Annotated in this window: 16 protein-coding genes, 3 pseudogenes and 1 riboswitch; of the genes and pseudogenes, 5 read left to right on the top strand and 14 right to left on the bottom strand. The window is 68.1% G+C overall.

What is annotated here, in order from left to right; translation table 11 throughout:
* Window positions 1-59: 59 nt before the first annotated feature.
* The 9 genes and pseudogenes from ACIPEK_RS16785 to ACIPEK_RS16745 all read right to left on the bottom strand — a co-directional run bounded on the left by ACIPEK_RS16785 (window position 60) and on the right by ACIPEK_RS16745 (window position 8,904).
* A complete protein-coding gene (locus ACIPEK_RS16785; protein ID WP_401996331.1) occupies window positions 60-1,001 on the bottom strand; it encodes a sterol desaturase family protein in 942 nt (313 codons plus the stop codon).
* An 858-nt stretch (window positions 1,002-1,859) separates the two neighbouring features.
* Window positions 1,860-2,264: pseudogene (locus ACIPEK_RS16780) on the bottom strand (LuxR C-terminal-related transcriptional regulator); the annotation flags it as partial.
* Between the two features lie 7 nt (window positions 2,265-2,271).
* Window positions 2,272-2,809 (bottom strand): annotated as a pseudogene (locus tag ACIPEK_RS16775) (MMPL family transporter); the annotation flags it as partial.
* Window positions 2,810-3,199: 390 nt separating this feature from the next.
* Window positions 3,200-4,066, bottom strand: a complete 867-nt coding sequence (locus ACIPEK_RS16770; RefSeq protein WP_401996328.1) for a Gfo/Idh/MocA family protein — start codon at window positions 4,064-4,066, stop codon at window positions 3,200-3,202.
* Between the two features lie 176 nt (window positions 4,067-4,242).
* Window positions 4,243-5,076 (bottom strand): class A beta-lactamase, encoded by an 834-nt coding sequence (gene bla / locus ACIPEK_RS16765; protein WP_383071883.1) that lies wholly within the window; start codon window positions 5,074-5,076, stop codon window positions 4,243-4,245.
* A gap of 329 nt (window positions 5,077-5,405) precedes the next feature.
* Window positions 5,406-5,669: a hypothetical protein gene (locus ACIPEK_RS16760; RefSeq protein ID WP_401996325.1), complete on the bottom strand. Its 264-nt coding sequence runs from the start codon at window positions 5,667-5,669 to the stop codon at window positions 5,406-5,408.
* 896 nt (window positions 5,670-6,565) lie between these two features.
* Window positions 6,566-6,973: pseudogene (locus ACIPEK_RS16755) on the bottom strand (ABC transporter ATP-binding protein); the annotation flags it as partial.
* A gap of 124 nt (window positions 6,974-7,097) precedes the next feature.
* On the bottom strand, window positions 7,098-7,751 hold the full coding sequence (locus tag ACIPEK_RS16750; RefSeq protein ID WP_401996322.1) for an HD domain-containing protein: 654 nt from the start codon (window positions 7,749-7,751) through the stop codon (window positions 7,098-7,100).
* 73 nt (window positions 7,752-7,824) lie between these two features.
* Window positions 7,825-8,904, bottom strand: coding sequence for an NAD(+)/NADH kinase (locus ACIPEK_RS16745; RefSeq protein ID WP_401996319.1), 1,080 nt, complete (start codon window positions 8,902-8,904; stop codon window positions 7,825-7,827).
* A 292-nt stretch (window positions 8,905-9,196) separates the two neighbouring features.
* On the opposite strand from ACIPEK_RS16745, the gene ACIPEK_RS16740 reads away from it, so the two are divergent.
* Both ACIPEK_RS16740 and ACIPEK_RS16735 read left to right on the top strand, forming a co-directional pair.
* Window positions 9,197-10,087, top strand: a complete 891-nt coding sequence (locus ACIPEK_RS16740) for an alkaline phosphatase family protein (protein ID WP_401996316.1) — start codon at window positions 9,197-9,199, stop codon at window positions 10,085-10,087.
* 5 nt (window positions 10,088-10,092) lie between these two features.
* A complete protein-coding gene (locus ACIPEK_RS16735; protein WP_401996313.1) occupies window positions 10,093-11,193 on the top strand; it encodes a TolB-like translocation protein in 1,101 nt (366 codons plus the stop codon).
* Window positions 11,194-11,249: 56 nt separating this feature from the next.
* Here ACIPEK_RS16735 and ACIPEK_RS16730 read toward each other — a convergent pair whose 3' ends face one another.
* The gene (locus tag ACIPEK_RS16730) at window positions 11,250-12,647 is read right to left on the bottom strand and encodes an APC family permease (protein ID WP_093897016.1); all 1,398 of its coding nucleotides are present in this window, start codon (window positions 12,645-12,647) and stop codon (window positions 11,250-11,252) included.
* A 349-nt stretch (window positions 12,648-12,996) separates the two neighbouring features.
* Here ACIPEK_RS16730 and ACIPEK_RS16725 point away from each other — a divergent pair, with 349 nt between their 5' ends.
* The gene (locus ACIPEK_RS16725) at window positions 12,997-13,314 is read left to right on the top strand and encodes a hypothetical protein (protein WP_401996310.1); all 318 of its coding nucleotides are present in this window, start codon (window positions 12,997-12,999) and stop codon (window positions 13,312-13,314) included.
* Between the two features lie 61 nt (window positions 13,315-13,375).
* Here the strand turns inward: ACIPEK_RS16725 and ACIPEK_RS16720 are convergent, their stop codons facing one another.
* The gene (locus ACIPEK_RS16720; protein WP_401996307.1) at window positions 13,376-13,750 is read right to left on the bottom strand and encodes a hypothetical protein; all 375 of its coding nucleotides are present in this window, start codon (window positions 13,748-13,750) and stop codon (window positions 13,376-13,378) included.
* A gap of 31 nt (window positions 13,751-13,781) precedes the next feature.
* Here ACIPEK_RS16720 and ACIPEK_RS16715 point away from each other — a divergent pair, with 31 nt between their 5' ends.
* A complete protein-coding gene (locus ACIPEK_RS16715; RefSeq protein WP_401996304.1) occupies window positions 13,782-14,432 on the top strand; it encodes a DUF2461 family protein in 651 nt (216 codons plus the stop codon).
* Window positions 14,433-14,566: 134 nt separating this feature from the next.
* Here the strand turns inward: ACIPEK_RS16715 and ACIPEK_RS16710 are convergent, their stop codons facing one another.
* Window positions 14,567-15,301 carry a transglycosylase SLT domain-containing protein gene (locus ACIPEK_RS16710; RefSeq protein WP_401996301.1) on the bottom strand — a complete coding sequence of 245 codons (735 nt, stop codon included), beginning with the start codon at window positions 15,299-15,301 and terminating at the stop codon, window positions 14,567-14,569.
* Between the two features lie 4 nt (window positions 15,302-15,305).
* Window positions 15,306-15,492, bottom strand: a riboswitch (cyclic di-AMP (ydaO/yuaA leader).
* A gap of 710 nt (window positions 15,493-16,202) precedes the next feature.
* Here ACIPEK_RS16710 and ACIPEK_RS16705 point away from each other — a divergent pair.
* A complete protein-coding gene (locus ACIPEK_RS16705; protein ID WP_401996298.1) occupies window positions 16,203-17,864 on the top strand; it encodes an ABC-F family ATP-binding cassette domain-containing protein in 1,662 nt (553 codons plus the stop codon).
* Window positions 17,865-17,967: 103 nt separating this feature from the next.
* On the opposite strand, the gene ACIPEK_RS16700 is transcribed toward ACIPEK_RS16705, so the two are convergent.
* Together ACIPEK_RS16700 and ACIPEK_RS16695 are read right to left on the bottom strand one after the other, a co-directional pair.
* Window positions 17,968-18,642 carry a DUF305 domain-containing protein gene (locus ACIPEK_RS16700; RefSeq protein WP_401996296.1) on the bottom strand — a complete coding sequence of 225 codons (675 nt, stop codon included), beginning with the start codon at window positions 18,640-18,642 and terminating at the stop codon, window positions 17,968-17,970.
* Between the two features lie 101 nt (window positions 18,643-18,743).
* Complete coding sequence (locus ACIPEK_RS16695; protein WP_401996293.1) at window positions 18,744-19,163, bottom strand: hypothetical protein; 420 nt, start codon at window positions 19,161-19,163, stop codon at window positions 18,744-18,746.
* Between the last annotated feature and the right edge of the window lie 178 nt (window positions 19,164-19,341).

Genomic DNA, 19,341 nt, shown 5'->3' with positions numbered 1-19,341 from the left:
GCGCAGCGGCACGGCATGGATGCGGGAGGGCGGTGCGGTTTCCCGATGAAGGGAGGCGGTCAGGCGGAACCGGGGCCGGCCCTCTTCGCACGGCGCCAGGGGTGGAGAAGGGTGGTGGCGATTTCGCCGGTAGGGGGGAACGACTCGGGATCGCCGATTCCGACCGCGCTCGGCTCGCGGCCGGGCCGCCAGGTATAGCTGTCGAAGAGGTGGTCCCAGATCGAAAGATCCGAGCCGTAGTGGCCCGCCTCGGACAGCTTGGTGCTGTGGTGCAGGCGGTGTTGTTCGGGACTGGCGAGCACATGATTGAGTCGGCCGATTCGCACGTCGATGTTGGCATGGACGAAATAGCCCTGGGCAGCCACGAAAAGACCCACGACGAAGACGGAACCATGGGAGAACCCGACCAACGCCAGAGCCAGTTGCACTGCCCCCTGCGCAAGGATGATGTCGAGAACGTGATTGACACCGTTATTGGCGACGTTGACTTTCTGCGGCACATGGTGCACACCGTGCAGTCGCCACAATATCGGGTTGGCGTGACCCAGTCGGTGCACGAGATAACTGGCCAGCGAGCCGGTCAGCAGGGCCGCGGGTATTTCGACCCAGAGATTGAGTGCCGGTTCGTCGGGCGTCACCACGGAGACGGCCGCAGTGACCGCATATTGCGCCAGGGCGCTGGCCGCCATCGTCAGCAGGAAGTAGATGCCGTACCAACGCCATTCGCTGGGGCTCGGGTGCCACGCGCGCTGATACGGAATCAGACGTTCGAGAACGGTGAGGTAGGCGATGGTGCCGACCAGGAAGAGCGGGCTCACGCGCTCTGGATCCCAGTCGAGACACAGCGCCGCCGCGGCAACCGAAACTGTGGCCACCAGCAGGAACGGATAAGCCAGCACGCGGAGAACAACGCGCGCCGAGAGTACGAGCGCACTCTCCCGCTGCACCGGACCGGAAACCTCCTCCGGATCACCATCGGGCAGTGGTTCGCAATTTTCCATCCGCAGCACCTTTACGAAGGGACCAGTACAGAAGAATGCACAGACCGCAAGGAAGAACTGATGACTTCCTGCGGGCGCGCTGGACCGACGCTTCGGACGTCAGTTGTCACGCATTGAAGAATTCGTACCTGGAAACTGATGTGAACCGCCTTACGGACCCGGCGAACCCGAGCGGGGCCGCCGGGTGGCCCCGCCCTGTTTGCATTTCCCTTTCCGGCGCCCTCAACCGTCTGATTCAAGCCTCGTCTTGATGTGCCGGACTGTCAGGGCAATGTTCGCCATCCGGTCCAATTTTCAATGAACCAGGCGGACCAGCCGGGCGGAATGGGAATAATTCGACCTTTCATCAAGTGGGTTACTAGTAATAGTAATAATCTATTGGGACTTTATAGCTCCCCCTTTTCCGGGCGAGAACCCTTCGATTGGTCGGCGCGGGCCGGAAAGACCTGGGAAAGGCCGCCCGGGCCGGAACGGCCTTCCCTGCCGGTCGGGTTCCCGCTCGCCTCCGCCAGGACGACAGCGTGGCTTCGGCCCCGGTCCTGACGATGCAACAAGCCCACAGCGCTGTGCGGGCCCCGTGATCGGACGGCCGGACTCGCGGGACGTAATCGGGTCTGCCATGGCTCATAAACGCCGGATCCAGAGCGGCGACCGTGTCAGAGATCATCTCAGCAGGAGGTCTCGGTAGACCGGCAGCGTGTTGGTGGTTGAGCGTCTGGTGCCGGAGCCCGGCAGGGGAACCCGTCGGTCCTTACCCACATGTCAGCGGTGCCGATGTTGCACCTTCGAGGACTGGATGGGTGGCGCGAATCCGGGGAGGGGCCGTGGGACCCCCGAGGCAGTGCCCCGGGGCTGGGTCTAACGCCGTTGGAGGAGGCCGCCGTTCATGGCGACAACCACCGCGCGTGTGCGGTCACTGACGCCGAGCTTGGCGAATATCCGCAGGAGGTGGGTCTTCACCGTGGCCTCCCCGATGAACAGGCGTCGGCCGATCTCCGCGTTGGACAGTCCGTCGGCCACCGCGTCGAGCACCTCCGACTCGCGCGGGGTGAGTGTCACGGGCGCGGGCTGCCGCATTCTGGCCACCAGCCGTTGAGCGACGCGCGGGGCGAGGACGGTCTCGCCCCGGGAGGCCGAGTGGATCGCTTCGACGAGTTGGTCGCGGGTTGCGTCCTTGAGAAGGTAGCCGGTTGCTCCCGCCTCCACGCCGCGCTCGATGTCCGCATCGGTCTCGTACGTGGTCAGGATCAGCACCCTGGCCCGGAGCGGGCGACAGGCCGAAGAGGATCACGAAGAGAAAGAGCGGTACGCACGATGCGATCGCGTCGAGGGCGTCGAAGCCCAGCAGGACTTCGGCCCAGGTTCCTTGGAAGTCCGCGATCAGTGCTCCGAGTGCGGCGGCCGCGGACATCAGGTTGAGGGCGACGCCGATCAGGCCGATCATCACCGATCGGAAGGCCGCGACGGTCATCTCGAAGGTCAACAGCAGCAGCAACCCGATGACGAGCGGCAGTTTGCTGTTCTCGTGCTCCACGTAGTCCTGGCCGCAGGCCACATCGCCGCTGACCGCCGTGTCCACACCGGGCAGCTTCCCTACGGTTTCGGGCAGATACTTCTCACGGAGGTGGTCCAGTGACGCGATCGCCCGGTCGGAGGGCGCTGGGTAGGGCACGGCCGGCTCAAGGACACTGATCCGCCCGTCGGCCGAGGTGTGTACCGTCGGCTCGGCGATCCGGGCGAACAGCGGATGTCCGTGCCCACCTGCCCAGTTCGGCCTGTGAGATCGCGGCCCGCGGAAGCGGCCGCCGCCGTGTCCAGTGGGCCGGACCGGGAGGAGATCATCACGTGCTCGGTGGGCCGGCGCTGCAGCCCGCCTTCGGTCGCCATCGATTCGGCGTGCCCCGCCTCCCCCACCCAGAAGTCCTCGGTGGTGGCCGCGTTGCTGCCGACGGCCATCCCGACGCCGAGACACGGAACGACGAGGACGAACCAGCCGGTGATCGCGCGCCACGGATGCCTGGCGCTCCAACGAGCCATGCGTACGGGGCGATTGAGGTTTCTCATGCCTCACAAGCTGGTCCGCAGGACCAATCCGACGGCAGCCCCTACCGGTTGAACCGGATGTCCACCGGTCGGTGGACAGAGGGAGCTCGTCAGACGTCCCTGCGACCGCCGAGATCCAGGTGGACCGAGATGCGTCACCTCACCCCCGGGTCGGCCGACTGCGTACGCAGGGCCGTGGCGACGGACTCCAGGACCTCGATGGGGCGCAGCAAGTCCCCATAGCCGATCGGTGGCCTGCCCGTACGGGCCATCTCCAGGAACGCTTCGAGACCCGGCACGCAGTAGTGGGCGTCGAGGGTGAGAGTCTGCTCGACCACGGTGTCCTGAGTGAGCGCCATTCCGTGGAAGGGGATCTGGTGCGTGTCGTTCGGCTTGACAAAGTTGACAAGGACACGGGTGCCGCCCGCGGTGAATGACACGGTGACTGCGGTGTCGGTGGTGTCCGTGCGTACGTCGGAGATCTCACCAGGGGCGAGTCGGAGAGCTACGTCCACCGGGTGGATGCCGTAGAAGAAGATCCCGCCGTACTCGCCGTCGGGATCGGCAGGTCCGGACGTGACGACCACATGCGGTTGCCCGCCCCGCGCCGTCCGGGCCACCAGCGCGTCGGTGTCGGGAATCCAGCGGAGCGCCGAGGATGACGTGAGCGGCGCGTCATGGGCGAGCGCGGTGTCGATCATGGCCTGGGCGTCCTCGACGGTACAGGCCAGCGGCTTGTCGACGAACACCGGAAGCCCCTCGGCCAGGAAGGGGGTCGCCTGGTCGCGGTGGTGCGCGCCGTGCCGGTCGGCGACGATGACGGCGTCCACCAGTCCGAGCAGGCCGGTGGGCTCGTCGACGATCTTTTCTATCCCTCCGGTTGACGCCAGCGTGTCGTTGCGCCGACTGCGCCCGCCACTGAGAGCCACGACGCGGGCGTCGCCGCCCGCCTCATGGACGTTGAGGTGGCCGATGATGTGGTCGACATGAGTGTTCTCGGTGCCAACGATCCCGATGCGCATCAGGAGAGGCTACCTTCACGGTGACAGGCAGGTTGAGCGCACTCCCCGGCCACAGGGAGGGCACCCCTGGTGGTGTGGCTGAGTTGAGCGTCCCACAAGGGGCCAGGAACCGCGCGCTGCGCCGACAGAGCGGGGCTGCCGGCCCGACGGCCCCGACCGTACAGCCGCGCCGCACGTCAGTTGAGGGCGGCTGCCAGGATGGCGGCTGCATTGGCGATCAAAAGGTCGTCCGCCTCGGAGTCGGCGTCGTGCTTGGTGGACAGAACAGCCATCACGATCGGCCCTTGGCCGGGCGGCCAGACGATGCCCACGTCGTTCGCGGTGCCGTAGCTGCCGGTGCCGGTCTTGTCGCCGACGGACCAGTCCTCGTGGAGGCCGGCGCGCAGGCGTTTGCCGCCGGTCGTATTGGCCAGCAACCACCCGGTCAACCTCTTGCGGTCCCCCGCCTCCAGCGCGCCCCCGAGGACGAGCTGCGCGTAGGTCTTCCCAATGGCGCGAGGGCTGGTGGTGTCGGTCACACGCCCTGGTTCCGCCGAGTTCAGCTCCGGCTCCCAGCGGTCGAGCCGGGTCACCGAGTCTCCGACCGACCGGCAGAAGCGAGTGACGGACGTCGGTCCGCAGAGCCTTTCCATCAGGAGGTTCGCTGCAGTGTTGTCGCTGTACGAGATGGCCGCGCCGCACAGATCCTCAACTGTCATCCCATGCGCAAGATTCTCGGGCAGACCGGTCACCGGCGCGCCTCCCGACCTCTTGATGTCCTGCTTCGTGTAGTGAATGACTTTCGTAAGAAACGTCCCGTCGTGGTCGAGGTCCCTGAGGACGGCCCCGACGGCTAACGTCTTGAACGTCGAACACATGGGGAAGCGTTCTTCCTCCCGGTGGAGGACGCTCCTGCCTGTCACCGTGTTCCACCCGAACACACCCAGCCGAGCGGCATGCTCCCGTTCGAGGTCGCGCAACTTCCGCACCGCCTCGCTCCCCGGGCCGAGGGTCTCCGCGGCCGATGACATGGGAACAGCGACCAGCGCCGCCCCCAGGCCACCGGCGAGCACTGCACGGCGTGACACGCCCCTGCTTGATTTCAAGATTTCCTGCCTTCCTGCTCGTGCGGTCGTACTGCCTGCACACGACGCTTCCGACAGCCCACCGGTTGCACCACTAAGCAAGCAGGCCCTGTTCCCGTACGGCTGCCGCCACCCCGCAAATGGCGCTCCGTGGCGGATCAGGGGTACGCCTGCCCGGAACTCCCGCGTCCCGCGCCAGTTGGAGGGAACCAGCCAACCGCCCCCCACCGCTCCTTGCGGTGGGGGGCGGAGGCACGAGCTCTGAACCTGACCTCCTATTCGGTGCGCAGGGCCGTGGCGGTTCGGGCCCTGGCGGCCCAGCCGCCGGGCAGGAGCGCACCCAGGGTGGCGATGAGCAGGGCGCCGAGTGCGAGCGGGAGCAGTTCGGCCCCGTGGTAGACGGCGATGACGGAACCGGGGAGGCGGAGCCCCACGCTGTCGCCCATCGCGGGGATGGCCCAGCCGTGCAGGTCCACGCCGAGCGGCACATCCAGAGTGCCCGCGGCCAGTCCGGTCACGACGACCGAGGTGATGACCACCGCGATGGTCTGCGGGGGGGCATGCCGAGCGCCTTGTGGACACCGGGCTCCCGGACGCGCTCGCGGGTATCGAGCAGCACGCCGTTGAGCACGCCGAGCGCGGCGACGGCGACGAGCATCAGCGTGAGGATCACGGACAGCGCGTTGAGCGTGACGACCATGTCGCCGCCGGCGTCGAGCCCGCCGGCCCGAGCGGTGGTCCCCAACGGTGCCAGGTCCTTGTTCAGCGCGTCGACGTAGCCGGTCACGTCGGTGCCTGACGTGACCGCGATGTGATGGCTCGTCTCCGTCAGGTCGGGATGTGCGGCCGTGAGGGTAAAGGCGTCGGTGAAGACCTGCATGCCGTCGTTACGGGGGTCGAGGACCTCAACGACGATCCGGACCGTGACCGGCTCGACCAGACCGTTCAGGGTGACGGTGTCGCCGATGCGGGTGCCGGTGGCGGCCAGGAAGGGGGTGGGGACCACGGCCTCGCCGGGCCTGTCGATCCAGCGGCCCGAGACCATCGTGTAGCCGCCCCGGGAGGCGTCGCCGGTGAAGGCGATCACGTCGATGGTGCCGGTCAGGCCGGACACGGTCGCCCGTACCGTCGCGGCGCTGTAGTACTTCCCGGTTCCGGCGGCGGCCCCGATGGCCGCGGCGACTGCAGCGGGATCGGCCTCGGGCTGCTTCTCGGGGCCGGGGCCTTGGGGTCCGAAGTCCGGCAAGGGCGCGGGCACGACGACATCGGCGGCGTCGTGGGCCTTGGCTTTCATCACCTGGCCGAGCGAGGCGCCCATCCCCACGGTGAACGTGACGGCGATGGCGCCGAACAGGATCGCCGTGCCCATGGCCAGCGCGCGGGCGGGCCGCGCGAAGGGCCGGGCCAGGCCCAGGGCGACCGGCTGCGGCAACGGCTCGGAGGCGACGGCCTGCGACCGGACGTCTTCGGTGATCCGGCCGTCGGCGATCCGGACCGTTCGGTTCGTGCACGACCGGGCCAAGGCCAGGTCGTAGGTGACCACGACGATGGTCTGTCCCTCGGTGTCGAGGCCGGTGAGTCGCCTGCTGACGTCCTGTCCGGCGGCCGTGTCCAGGGCTCCGGTCGGCTCGTCGGCCAGGAGCAGCGCCGGCCGGCTCATCAACGCCCGGGCCACCGCGACGCGCTGCCGCTCGCCGCCGGACAACCGCCCCGGGTAGCCGCGGGCGTGCCGTTCGATGCCCAGCAGTTCCAGGAGTTCCGCCGTCCGGCGGTCGGCCTCGCCACGTGCCATACCCGCGAGGCGCGCGGGCAGGACGACATTGTCGGTGACGGTCAGATCGTCGCGGACACCACCCCACCCGGTGGCTGCCGTGGCCTGCGTTCGCCACGAAGAGCCACAGCTCAAACCGCCCATCATGGTGCGCCCGGACGAAGGCGTCCACCGACTTGCGTGCCCTGCGGGAGCCTCACTCCTGCCAGGGGGAATCCAGGATGGTGTCCACGAAGTTGCCCCGCTTGAAGCCGGGTACGTAACGCTCCAGTACATCGGCCTTCACATTGCCGAAAGTGGTGTCCGGCTTGGCTTCGATGCCTTCGGTGAAGGCCCGGAGGATGCGCTGTTTGAAGTCGGGGCGGGGATGGAGGGAAACGATCGACGCGCGGTCCGCGTCGCTGATGTCGGCGTACCCGATGCCGAGCACGTCGTACTCCACCCCCGCGGTCACCAGCGCGACCTCGGGTTCCATGAACTGTGGAATTCCCGGCGTCGTGTGGAGCGCGATCGCCGTCCAGACACGGCGGATGCTGTCCTCGGGCACGCCGTGGCTCTGCAGAAACCTCCGTGCTTCGTCGGCGCTGTCCACCTCGAACCGGCGCCCGCTCCCGCGGAACTCCTCGTTGAGGCCCAGGTCATGGAACATGGCTCCGACGTAGAGAAGCTCCGGGTCGACGCTCAGCCCCCTGTTCTGCCCCTGCAGGCTGCCGAAGAAGTAGACCCGGCGGGAATGGTGGTAGATCAGGTCGTCGGTCGCGTCACGCACCAGCTCGGTGGCCTCGGCGGCCAGCTTGGTGTCGGGCACCGTCACTCCGGTGGCGGCAGGGAGGTCGGCACTGCTGGGCATGTGAACTCCTTTGTCGTACGACGTGTCGGCTCTTCCTTTCCGATTCTTCAGCCTGCGGCTCTCCCCCGCCCGGTCAACCACCGGCTGCCTCGTCCCTGTCCGCCGGGGAGAAATGGAGATGGGCCAGGTCGTGCGGGATTGGGCCGTCGGGACGGAACAGGGGCGCGCTCTCCCCGTCGGCGGCCGTGGCCGGAGCGTCTGTGAGGCGAAGCCGGGTGCGCAGCCGCCCGTAGAAATCGTGCGGGCCGAGCCTGATGACGCGCAGACGACGCGGGGCCGCGTACACCCCGAGCCAGTCTCCGGCGCCCAGTACGCCGCGCAGCTGGCCGTCGATCGTGACCGCGCCCTGCCCCGAATGGGGCAGGACCCGCACCGCGACCGGTTCGTCCGGCGCGACGACCACTGTGCGGTTGAAGGTCATATGCGCTGCGACGGGTGTGAAGAGGACGGCGTCCATTCGTGGTGAGACCACCGGACCGCCTGCGGCGAAGCTGTAGGCGGTCGACCCGGTGGGGGTGGCCATGATGACGGCGTCGGCCGAGTACGAGGCGAGGAGCCGGCCGCCGATATAGACGCCGAGACTCACCTGCCGGTCGCGCGCGAGCTTCTCCACGACGACGTCGTTGAGGGCCGTGACATCCAGCGCCACGCCCCAGTCCTCCGCCGCGGCCTCCGCCTCCAGGTCGACATGGGGAGGAGGCAGCATCGGGCGTCGTCCGTAGCCCATCAGGGCGTCGATGTCCTTGGGCACTTCGAGTACGCGGGAGGCCCTCATCGTCAGCGTCATGCGCTCCTCGACGTCCGCCCGTCCGTGGTGGACGGCGTCGAGCGCCCGGACGACGTCCTCGGCCGGCACCTCGGTCAGGAAGCCGACCCGGCCCAGGTCGATCCCGAGGACGGCGGCGTGGTTCTTGGCCGCGATCCTGGCGCCGCGCAGAAATGTGCCGTCGCCTCCGAGCGTCACGATGAGATCGGGGTTACCCGCGACATCGGCCTCCTCCCGTCCGCCACGCCGGCGTGCGTCACCGCGCCACACGTCGATGTCCGTGCACGGAACGGCTTCGCCCGCACACCAGTCGCGTACGACGCGTGCCGCGGCAATGGCCTCGGGGCGTCCCTGGTGGACAACGACTCCCACCCGCTCGACACTCATCTCGCTCCGGCTCCCGTACTCCGACGATGTGGCGATGTCCTGGTCCCACCTTGATGGTCCATGGGGGTGCGGGCTTCGTCGCCGGGCCGACAGACCGTTCCCGGTCAGGCGATCGGGCCCCTGGGTGGGCAGAGTGATCGGGCCGCTGCGTGGTCCGCCCACCGCGCGGCACAATGGTGGGAAGAGAATCGCCTGCTCTTCACGCACGGCACGCGGCCGAGTCCACCCGGTGGCTCCTGGGGTTACGGCGCCCCACACCCGTGTGCTCGTCACTTCTGTCCGGAGAACAGTCATGACCGCAGTCCAGGCGTCCAGGCGCAGCCGACGCTCCCTCACCGCGCCGGCCGGGGCCGTGGCTCTCGCCGCCGCCTCGATCGGTCTCTGGGCCACCACCGGTTCCACCGCACAGGCCGCCGGCCTCCCGGCCCCCGATCATGTGGTGGTCGTGGTGATGGAGAACCACGCCTACACCCAGGTGATCGGCGCCTCCGACGCCCCGTACATCAACAACACTCTCAAGGCGGGTGGCGCCGACCTCACCCAGTCCTTCGGGCTGACCCACCCCAGCGAGCCGAACTACTACATGCTGTTCTCCGGCTCCGGCCAGGGCCGCACCGACGACAGTTGCGTGCGCGCCGGTTCCCTGTCCTCGCCCAATCTCGCCTCCGAACTGATCGCCGCCGGAAAGACCTGGGCGAGCTACAACGAGACGCTGCCCAGCCAGGGTTCGACCGTCTGCAGCAGCGGTGACTACGCCCAGGAGCACAACCCCTGGTTCGGTTTCTCCAATGTGCCGACCAGCACGGCGAAGACCATGACGCAGTTCCCGGCCGACTTCACCACCCTGCCGAAGGTCTCGTGGGTCGTGCCGAACCTGTGCAGCGACATGCACGACTGCCCGGTCTCCACCGGTGACACGTGGATCAAGAACAAGCTGGGCGCCTATGCCGACTGGGCCAAGACCCACAACAGCCTCCTGATCGTCACGTTCGACGAGGACAACAAGCTGTCGGGGAACCGCGTCCCCACCGTCTTCTACGGTCAGCACGTCACCCCCGGCAGCTCCAGCGGTGCCACCTACAACCACTACAACGTGCTCCGCACCCTGGAGGACCTGGCCGGCCTGACGACGCACGCCGGCAACGCGGCCTCGGCGTCCGACATCTCCGGCATCTGGAACTGACATCTGTGTATCTCGCAGACTCCCGCAGCGCCCAAACCGCCGCCCCGGACACCCGTCCGGGGCGGCGGCCGGCCGCGGCACCCGGCACTGTCCTTGCTCTCGGCGCCGTCAGCCTGATCACGGGCATCTCCTCGGAGATGGTCACCGCTGTCCTGCCGCTGTACGTGGTCACCGTCCTCGGTCTTTCGCCGCTCGGCTTCGGTGTGCTGGACGGCATCGACAACGGCGTCGGCGCCCTGGTACGGCTCTTGGGCGGTCGCCTCGCCGACCGGGATGGCGGCCGCAGGCACACGTCGGTGGCGGGCATCGGTTATGGTCTGTCCGCGCTCTGCAAGCCTGTGCTGTTGTTCGGCGTCACATGCCTGCGCTTCCACGCGGCCGCCGGTACCGGCATCTTTCTGTGGGGCCGGCACGGCGCGCTTCAGGACACCTGTCGGGCCGTCGTACTCGACTCGCGCCTCCACGAACTGCACCGCTTCCCGGCAGCCGGTATTCCCACCCGCGCCCGGGTCACACCGTCCGGCCATCTGGTCGCCCGGACGGTCCTCGTCAACGGGGCCTCCTACGCGGGGACCGACTTCTCCACCCGCACCGCCATCGTCGACACCGCACCTGGGCGATCGACGACGACCTGGAGAGGTACACCGTCACCAAGGACGGCAGGCCCTACCGCGCCTCGGACATCAACATCTGGGGTGTCACGTTCGCCGGACGGCACCCGCTTCCACGCCACCCTGGCGACCCACGGCCGGACCTACCTCGTCCGGGGTGACGTCACCGCCCGCACCCTCACCACCCTGCACGGGAACGTCGAACGCCCTTCGCTCTCGCCGGACGGCACCCGCATCGCCTACAAGAAGCGCGTCCCGGGAGCCTCGCCCGACGCCCCGTGGCGGCTGTATGTGCTCCATCTGCGCCGCATGTCACAGACCGCGACCGCCGAGCAGCGCAACATCGACGACCAGGCGGTGTGGGCGGACGACTCCACTCTCGTCCACGCCCTCCCCGGCGACTACGGCTCGGACCTGTGGGCCGTCCCGGCCGACGGCACCGGTGCGGCCCGCCGGCTGATGACCTCCGCCGTCGCCCCGGCCTATCCGGGGTGACGGCTCAGCGGGCCGGACAGAGTGCGGGATGCGCGTCGCGGGTACCGGTCATCCGGTCAGGACTGTGCGTCCTCCGGAATACTGACCAACCAGCGGGTCTCCCGGCGGGGCCTCAGATACAGCGCCCAGTAGAGCGTGGCGACCGCTGTGATCCCGCCGGTCCACAGCAGGTACTCGGTCTCCTGCTGGGTCAGGATGTACGCCAGCACGGCGATGAGCAGTACGGGAATCGCAGGCCACAGGGGCATGCGCCAGGCCGGTGCCTCGCGGTGCGTGCCGCGGCGGCAGAGCAGTGCGGCGACCGCGACCAGCAGGTACATGCCGGTGACGGAGACGCCGGTGACGCCGTACAGGGTGTCGAGGTTGACGAAGCAGAGCGCCGCGCCGGGGACGCCGACGACCAGGGTCGCCACCCACGGAGAGCCGAACCGGCCAAGTCGGGACAGGGCGTTGTTTATCGGCTCGGGCCACGCCTTGTCACGGGCGGAGGCGAACAGGACCCGTGAGTTCTGGATGACCATGACGATGCCCGCGTTGATGATCGCGAGAGCCACGCAGAGGCTGACGAAGGTACCGACGGCCGAGTTCGACCAGGCGGCGACCATGGTGTTGAGGTCGCCCGAGGTCAGGGCCGCGAGGTCCGGGGCGCCCAGCGTGATGGCGATGACCGGGACGAGGATGACCGCGGTGGAGATGGCGAGGGTGGCAAGCACGGTGCGGGCCACGTTGCGCCGCGGGTTCTCCAGTTCCTCCGAGAGGTAGACGGCCGTGGAGAAGCCCTGGGTGATGAAGAGAGCGATCGCGAGCCCGGAGACCACCATCATCGCGGTGACCGTGGAGGTCGTGCTGCCCGACGAGGCGACCGACCCGTGCACCAGCGCGGAGGCCCCGCGCTCGGAGTGCGCGAAACCGAGAACGGCGACGACGCCCGCCGCGATCACTTCGAGGACAAGGAAGATCCCGGTGATCCACGCGTTGGCGCGCAGGTCCAGGAGACCGGCGAGGGTGGCGAGGACCATGACCCCGGCGCCCGCGGCGGGAGCCGGAATGTGCACGACGGGAGCGAGATAGTCGGCCGTTCCCATGGCGATGACCGGGGGCACGATCATCACGACCAGCAGGGAGAGCACGAAGACGAGCCACCCGGCCAGCCGTCCCGCCATGGTCGACACCATGGCGTACTCACCTCCCGCGCTCGGTATGAGGGTGCCCAGCTCCGAGTAGCAGAAGGCGACCGCAATACAGAGCAGCGAGCCGATGGCGATCGTGAGGGCGGTGTACGTGCCCAGGCTGGAGAACAGGTCGGGTACGACCACGAAGAGCGTCGAAGCGGGCGTCACACAGGAGAGTGTGAGCAGCGTCCCGCCCACGACGCCGATGGAACGCTTGAGCTTCTGTGGAGTGGGGCCGGTCGCGGGGGCGAGCGCCTGGGGAGCGCTGAGCGTTTCGGTCATCGTGCGATTCCGATCAACAGGTGCGGTGTATGAGCGCGGGAGCGGTATCGCCTCCAGACGAGGACGTGGTGAGTGGTTTCGTCGCTCCCAGCGCGACATGCAATCCTGACGAGTTCCGCAGGTCAAGAGGTGCTCACCTTCGGAATTCGTTGTTTCGGCAAGCAGATCTGACGATTTGGCGTTAAGAGCGCGTCATTCTATGGGGATCGGGGGGTGCGGGAACCGCAGCAGGATCCGGTGCAAAATTTCGCCCATTCCAGATTCCGGAAGGGTGCGGGTGTCCCCGAGCGCCGCGATGCGCGGATGGCCGCGGGTCGCGCATCCACGGTCTTGATGCCAGCCTGGAGACATGGCTTGGGCGTCATGGACGACTCGCGGCGTTTTCTCCGGGCACGGTGGCGTGCTCACGGACGAGGTCGGAGTCCTGTCCGGAGACCTGACCGTTCACACGACCTGGGCCGATGACACGGCCCAGGTCACTGTGCAGTACACGGGTGCGATCGACTGGTTCACCATGTCGGGCAGCCCGGTGCCGTGCTACTCGGAGGACGACAGCCGGCGCCTTCATGAGGCGGTGGTGAAGTCCGTCCGGGAGGGAGCCGCGGCCACGGTTCCGAGCCCTCCGCCACAGAAGCCGGAGCGACCGACGCAGAGCGCCCAGGAGTGAGGGCTACGTCGGCGGCCGCGCGCCGGGCGCTGCGGTCCGGATCACCGGGTGGCAGCCCGGTTCAGGCGGTGTGGCGGTCCGTGGCGACGGCGAAGACATGGAGTGCCGGTGTCTTGGAGCCCATGTATTGAGGCCCGGACGGCAGCGTGATCGACGCGAGTTGTCTGGACGAGTCGATGTCCACACCGATCGTGTAGAGCTTTGCGGTACGTGTGCCCTGTGCCCGGCCGCTGCCGTTGACCTTGCCTCCGTCGGCCGCGATCACCGTTACCTTCGGGACGTTCGTGGCGCTCCAGTCGGGAACGGTGATCGGGAGTGCGCTGCTGGTTCCGTCGGTGTAGGTGACCGTGACGGTGCCGGTCAGGCCGGAGGCCGCGCATGAGACCCAGCCGGCGAGCAGGGCACGGCTTCGGCTCAGAGCCTGGTGCGCACCCACCCTCAAGTCCTGGATCACTAGGATCCCTTGCGTGACAAGAGCATTCAGCGGCTGGACAGAGCAAGCGTTCGAGCTACTCCTGCAGTTGGAGGGCATGCCCTCGCAAGAAGCCCGCGAGAAGCGCCGCAAGGAACGGGAGCGTCTCGTACGGCAGCCCATGATCGCGTTGCTGAACGATATAGCCGACGCGGACCAGGCCTACGAAGACTTCTCCGTCTGGGGTTTCCGCAAGGACCCGTGGTGGTGGCAGCACCAAGTGGCGGTGATCCGGATCGCACGCAACGTCGAGATCGGTCTCCGCTTCGACCTCGACGGGCTCCGGATCAAGGGCGGCTGGACCTACCCGGACCCGGGACAGGTCCCGTTGTTCCGTACGGCCGTTGCCGCGCAGGGCAGTGGCCCCGAGCTGGTGCGCGCCATCGAGGCGCTGGGGGCTCAGGGGTACGAGATCGCCGGCGACACCATGAAGCGCATGCCGCGCGGCCACGACGCCGGTCATCCCCGTGCCCACCTGCTCCGGTACCGCTCGGTCTCCGCTGCCCGTCCGCTCGGCGGGGACTGCGCGCAGCACACGTCGGCGTTGCTCGACTCCGTGCTCCGAGCGGCGGAGGAGTTGGAACCCCTGCTCTCCTGGCTCGCCGGCCATGTGACGGTTCCCGGTTCCCGCCGGCTCGCCGTCTAGCGTCGCCTCCGCATGCTGTCCGCGGGTGAGCGACCGAAAGGCGGTCCGTGACCGGCGGGCATGGTCCCTCCCGAGGGGCCCGTTCGGCCCCTCGCCACCCGTCGGTGCTGAACCGCCATCGGCGCTGCTGCGCGTCAGTAGGCCCCGAACACGTTGTCGATGGATCCGTACCTGTCGGCGGCGTAGTTGCACGCTGCGGTGATGTTGGCGATCGGGTCGTAGCTGTCCATCGGCGTACCGGGCACGTGGTAGGCGCGGAACGTGGGGTCGATGATCTGGAGGAGGCCCTTGGACGGCGTGCCCTTGGCGGCGTTCGAGTCCCAGTTGTTGATGGCCAGGGGGTTGCCGGAGGACTCGCGCATGACGTTGCGATGGATTCCGTCGTAGCTGCCGGGGATGCTGTGCTTGGCCATGACGGCCAGCGACTCCTTGATCCAGCCGTCCAGATCGTTCGTGTACGTCGCGGGCTTCGCGGCCGGTGCGGCAGTCTTGGACTCGGCCTGCACACCGATTGTCAGCTTCATGCCCGGGCGAATACCTGCGGGGTTGTCGCCGACGATCTCTCGATTGTCCTCGTACAGCTTCTGCCAGCCACCGCTGAGCGAATGCTCCCGCGCGATCTTGGCAAGGGTATCGCCCGCGATCACGGAATAGATGGTGGGCGCGTCCTTCTGCGCGGTCTTTCCCTTGGCGGTGGCGACGGTCGATGCCGCAGCCTTTTCGGCGGTGGCGGACTGCGCCGGCGCGGCCGAGGCGAAGCCGGCACCGACCAGCGGAAGCACGAGAGCGGCTCCGCCCGTGGTCACGGCAATGAGACCGCGGGTCAGCGAAGTGGACTTACGACGACGGTGGTTACCCGTTGCAGACATAGCGAATTCCTCTCCGTCGCCTACGAGGTGAGCTGTCGGGTTCGGACTGGAGATGTCCGGCCGCACGCGAATGCGGCTTCACCCCGAGCCGTTCCGGATACCGGATCGGCGGCTTACCTGGGTTCTCCGCTCCTGCCGTACACGAGTTGGTCGGATTGCCGGACGGCGGCAGGATTCGGCGTTCCGTCCGGATTGCCGGTGACCGTAGGCGAGAAACGCCGAAAGGGACAAGCCCCTATTTTTGGATCACAATTCATTTGCAAGATCGAACCGCGAAATTGGCAGTAACCCACCTCACACCGCGAAGCAAGATTTCCTTGCACATAAGGGCACCGGGCAGCGCGCCGCGGCATCTTGAACTCTGCAAGTGACTCACACCACGAGGTCCCCAAAAGGGGCAATTCGTCCAGCGCCCAAGGGTCGCAACTCTCTCTAAATGCCTCTTTATTAACCAAGGGATCACTTCTAAGCAAATCGCCCATACTTGAACATTTGCATGCGCTCTGGATGCCTCTCGGGTCGATCGCACCCGCCAGTGCTCCACGACCTCCGGCCTCCCGGCGAAGCGGCCCGCGGGCCGCTTCGCCGCACCCCCCGGACGGCACCGAGGCTTTGCCTTTCGCCCTCCGGGTCGTTATCGTTTTCAACGGCCCTGTTGTCTCCGATAGAGGTGGACGTTGCGCATCTGAGGTTCGCGATCATCGCGCCGTACGGCTCCAGCCGTACGCCCGTCACGCAATGGCAGTGTTCAGTCCTGCCCGTGACCCCGCGTGGATGCGACCTCGGTGCATGAGCCGTCCCTCTGTCTTTCGGACCGCCGCACCTCCCTCTCGGTTCGGTCGCTGCGTGGTGCTCGCATACGAAGCCCCCATTCACCGCGCTTGCGACTGCGAGGATCACCATGGCTACACCCACCGCGCCCAGCGCCTCTCTCACCTGCTCCGCCCTGTCCTTCCAGTGGCCGGACGGCACGACCGTCTTCGACGGACTCTCCCTCAGCATCAGCCGCGGCCGCACCGGTCTCGTCGGGACCAACGGCGCCGGCAAGTCGACACTGCTGCGACTGCTGGCCGGCCAACTGCGCCCGTCCCAGGGCTCGGTGACCGTCGGCGGCAGCCTCGCCCACCTCCCTCAGAACATCACCCTCGACACGGGGCTGCGTGTGGACGAGGCCCTGGGCATCGCCGGACGGCGCAATGCGCTGCGCGCCATCGAAGGCGGGGATGTGGACGAGGAACACTTCGAGACGATCGGCGATGACTGGGACGTCGAGGAACGAGCCCTCGCGACACTGGGGTCACTCGGACTCGGCGATGTCGAACTGGACCGCACCGTGGGCCAGATGTCCGGCGGGGAGACCGTCCTGCTGCGCCTGGCCGCACTGCTGCTGGAGCATCCCGACGTTCTCCTGCTGGACGAACCGACCAACAACCTCGATGTGTTCGCTCGCCGCAGGCTCTACGAGGCCATCGACTCCTGGCGCTCCGGTGTCCTCGTCGTGGTGAGCCACGACCTCGAACTGCTGGAGCGCGTGGACCGCATCGCCGAACTGCGCTCCGGATCTGTGAACTGGTACGGAGGCGGCTGGTCCGCCTACGAAGAAGCCCTGGCCACCGAACAGGAAGCCGCCGGGCGGATGTTGCGGGCCGCCGAGGCCGACGTACGCCGGCAGAAGCGCGAGCTGGAGGAGACCCATGTGAAACTGGCGCGCCGCCAGCGGCACGGCAGGAAGATCGAGGCCGAGCGGCGGCTCCCGAAGATCCTCGCCGGTGCGCGGAAGCGGTCCGCGCAGGAGTCGGCGGGCAAGCTTCGCGGCCTCCAGGAGGACCGGCTGAGCGAGGCGCGCGAGCGCCGCGAAGAGGCCGCGGAGGCGATCCGTAACGACGCCGAGATCCGGGTGAGCCTTCCCCACACCGCCGTTCCCACCGGACGCACCGTGCTGAGCCTGCACGAACTGCGTCCCCGGTTCGGCCGGCTGCACGAGGGCAACCTCCATGTAAACGGGCCCGAACGGATCGCGCTCGTCGGGCGCAACGGCGCCGGCAAGACAACGCTGCTGCGCACCCTCACCGGCGAGCTGGCTCCGCTGTCCGGCGAGGCCAGGACGTTCGTACCACTGCGGTTCCTTCCACAGCGGCTGGATGTGCTGGACGAGGAGCTGAGCGTCGCGGCGAACGTCACCCGCATGGCTCCCGGGGTCGCGGACAACCACATCCGCTCACAGCTCGCGCGCTTCCTGTTCCAGGGGAAACGCGCGGACCAGCCGGCCGGCACCCTCTCGGGCGGGGAACGCTTCCGTGCCGCGCTCGCGGCGACGATGCTCGCCGCACCGGCCCCGCAGCTGCTGATGCTGGACGAGCCGACCAACAATCTCGACATCGCCAGCGTGCGCCAGCTGACCAGCGCGCTTGAGTCCTACGAGGGTGCGCTGCTGATCGCCAGCCACGACCTGCCGTTCCTCGAATCGGTCGGCATCACCCGCTGGCTGCTCGTCGCGGAGGAGCTCCGGGACACCACCGCGGAGGAGGTGGGCGACCTGCTCGCAACACCGGAAGCGGACTGAGCGGCCGCGTACGTCCGAGAGCCCGGGCTTGTCCGGCCCCTCGGACGTACGGGAGGGGGTGCGGGCCCTCAGCATGGCGAAGACCCGCACCCCCTGCCAAGGGTCAGAGCCTGGCGATGATCTTGTTCATCTTCTCGATCTCGGCCGTCTGGGCCGTGATTACGGCTCCGGCGAGCTTCTTCGCGTCGGCGTTGCTGCCGTTCTTCTGCTCGTCCTCGGCCATGGTGACCGCGCCCTCATGGTGGCCGATCATGAGCCGGGCGAACTTCTTGTCGAAGTCCTTGCCCTTGGCGGCTTCGAGGTCGCTCATCTCCTTGTCGGACATCATCCCGGGCATTCCCGAACCGTCCGAGCCGTGGTCCATGCCGGGCATGTCCCCCATCGAGGACGAGGCCGAGGGCAGCAGCTTGCCCCAGGACGTCAGCCAGCCCTTCATGGTGTTGATCTCGGGGTCCTGGGCCTTCTCGATCGCGGCGGCCAGCTCCTTGATCTCGGGGTCGGCGGCGCGGCCGTCGGCCAGCCTCGCCATCTCGATGGCCTGCCGGTGGTGCGGGATCATCTGCTGCGCGAACTTCACGTCCGCGTCGTTGAACGCGCTGCCGGCGGTGGCAGGCGCGGAGGCGCCGGCGGAACCGTGGTCCATGCCGGGCATGGACGAGCCGTCGGTCTTGGATCCTTCGGAGGAGCCGCAGGCCGCCAGCGTCAGAGCGAGTGAGGCGACGATGCCGGCGGCCGCGAGCGCGCGGCGGCGGGCAGGGGAAGACAGAGAAGCGGACATCACACGTTCTTTCCAGGTGGATGCGCCACGTCCGTGGCACGCGAAAGGGGCAGGATCGTCCGGCTGGTCCGGCCCGATGGCCGGGAGCCGGCAGACACCTGTCACGTCCGCGCGATGCACACCTGGAGCAGTAGATCCCTGCCGGCGAACGGCGGACCCCGCCGTGCCGGCCCGCGCACCGCCGTACGTCGCCTCCCGAGCACCCATACGGCCAGGACCACGAGGCCCAGCGCCATGAGGAGCGGCAGCAGGCGGTCGCGGGCGTGGATGGATACGCACGACTCGCCGTTCATCCCGGGCATGGCGGCGGCCGCCTCGGCGGTGCCGTGCTCATCCGTCAAGGCTGTGTGGCCGGTACCCGTCGTCGTGGACACAGGCGCGCTCGAGATCACGGCCATTGCGCCGTGGCAGCCCTCGGCGGCGCTCGCCGGGGCCCCGTGCATGAGGAACAGCCCGCACAGGACTGCACACAGCACGAGCAGCCGGGACACTCCCGGTGTGCGCGTCCGCCTGCGGTCCACGGCTGCCTCGAATTCTCGGTCGTACGGGTCCTGCGGTACGCGCCCGAGGATACCCCCGCAGGGTTTCCCCGTCCCGTCGCACCCCGTCCCGTCGCACACCGCACCGTCCGGACACCTTGCTGGGCTACCGTGCCCGCGAAACTCTGCATACGTACGGATCGCGGAACCTGCTCGTGCG

The organism is Streptomyces sp. NPDC088246, assembly GCF_044741025.1.
Lineage (GTDB): Bacteria > Actinomycetota > Actinomycetes > Streptomycetales > Streptomycetaceae > Streptomyces.
Note: the sequence above shows the minus strand (reverse complement) of the source record. Positions and strands in the feature narration are given on the sequence as shown.

What these genes read in the sequence shown, in the direction of transcription:
- ACIPEK_RS16710 (WP_401996301.1), bottom strand. Translation starts at nt 15,301, where the DNA reads ATGTCTGCAACGGGTAACCACCGTCGTCGTAAGTCCACTTCGCTGACC.
- ACIPEK_RS16785 (WP_401996331.1), bottom strand. Translation starts at nt 1,001, where the DNA reads ATGGAAAATTGCGAACCACTGCCCGATGGTGATCCGGAGGAGGTTTCC.
- ACIPEK_RS16725 (WP_401996310.1), top strand. Translation starts at nt 12,997, where the DNA reads ATGGCTTGGGCGTCATGGACGACTCGCGGCGTTTTCTCCGGGCACGGT.
- bla (WP_383071883.1), bottom strand. Translation starts at nt 5,076, where the DNA reads ATGTCATCGGCCGCGGAGACCCTCGGCCCGGGGAGCGAGGCGGTGCGG.
- ACIPEK_RS16745 (WP_401996319.1), bottom strand. Translation starts at nt 8,904, where the DNA reads ATGAGTGTCGAGCGGGTGGGAGTCGTTGTCCACCAGGGACGCCCCGAG.
- ACIPEK_RS16705 (WP_401996298.1), top strand. Translation starts at nt 16,203, where the DNA reads ATGGCTACACCCACCGCGCCCAGCGCCTCTCTCACCTGCTCCGCCCTG.
- ACIPEK_RS16770 (WP_401996328.1), bottom strand. Translation starts at nt 4,066, where the DNA reads ATGCGCATCGGGATCGTTGGCACCGAGAACACTCATGTCGACCACATC.
- ACIPEK_RS16750 (WP_401996322.1), bottom strand. Translation starts at nt 7,751, where the DNA reads ATGCCCAGCAGTGCCGACCTCCCTGCCGCCACCGGAGTGACGGTGCCC.
- ACIPEK_RS16740 (WP_401996316.1), top strand. Translation starts at nt 9,197, where the DNA reads ATGACCGCAGTCCAGGCGTCCAGGCGCAGCCGACGCTCCCTCACCGCG.
- ACIPEK_RS16700 (WP_401996296.1), bottom strand. Translation starts at nt 18,642, where the DNA reads ATGTCCGCTTCTCTGTCTTCCCCTGCCCGCCGCCGCGCGCTCGCGGCC.
- ACIPEK_RS16730 (WP_093897016.1), bottom strand. Translation starts at nt 12,647, where the DNA reads ATGACCGAAACGCTCAGCGCTCCCCAGGCGCTCGCCCCCGCGACCGGC.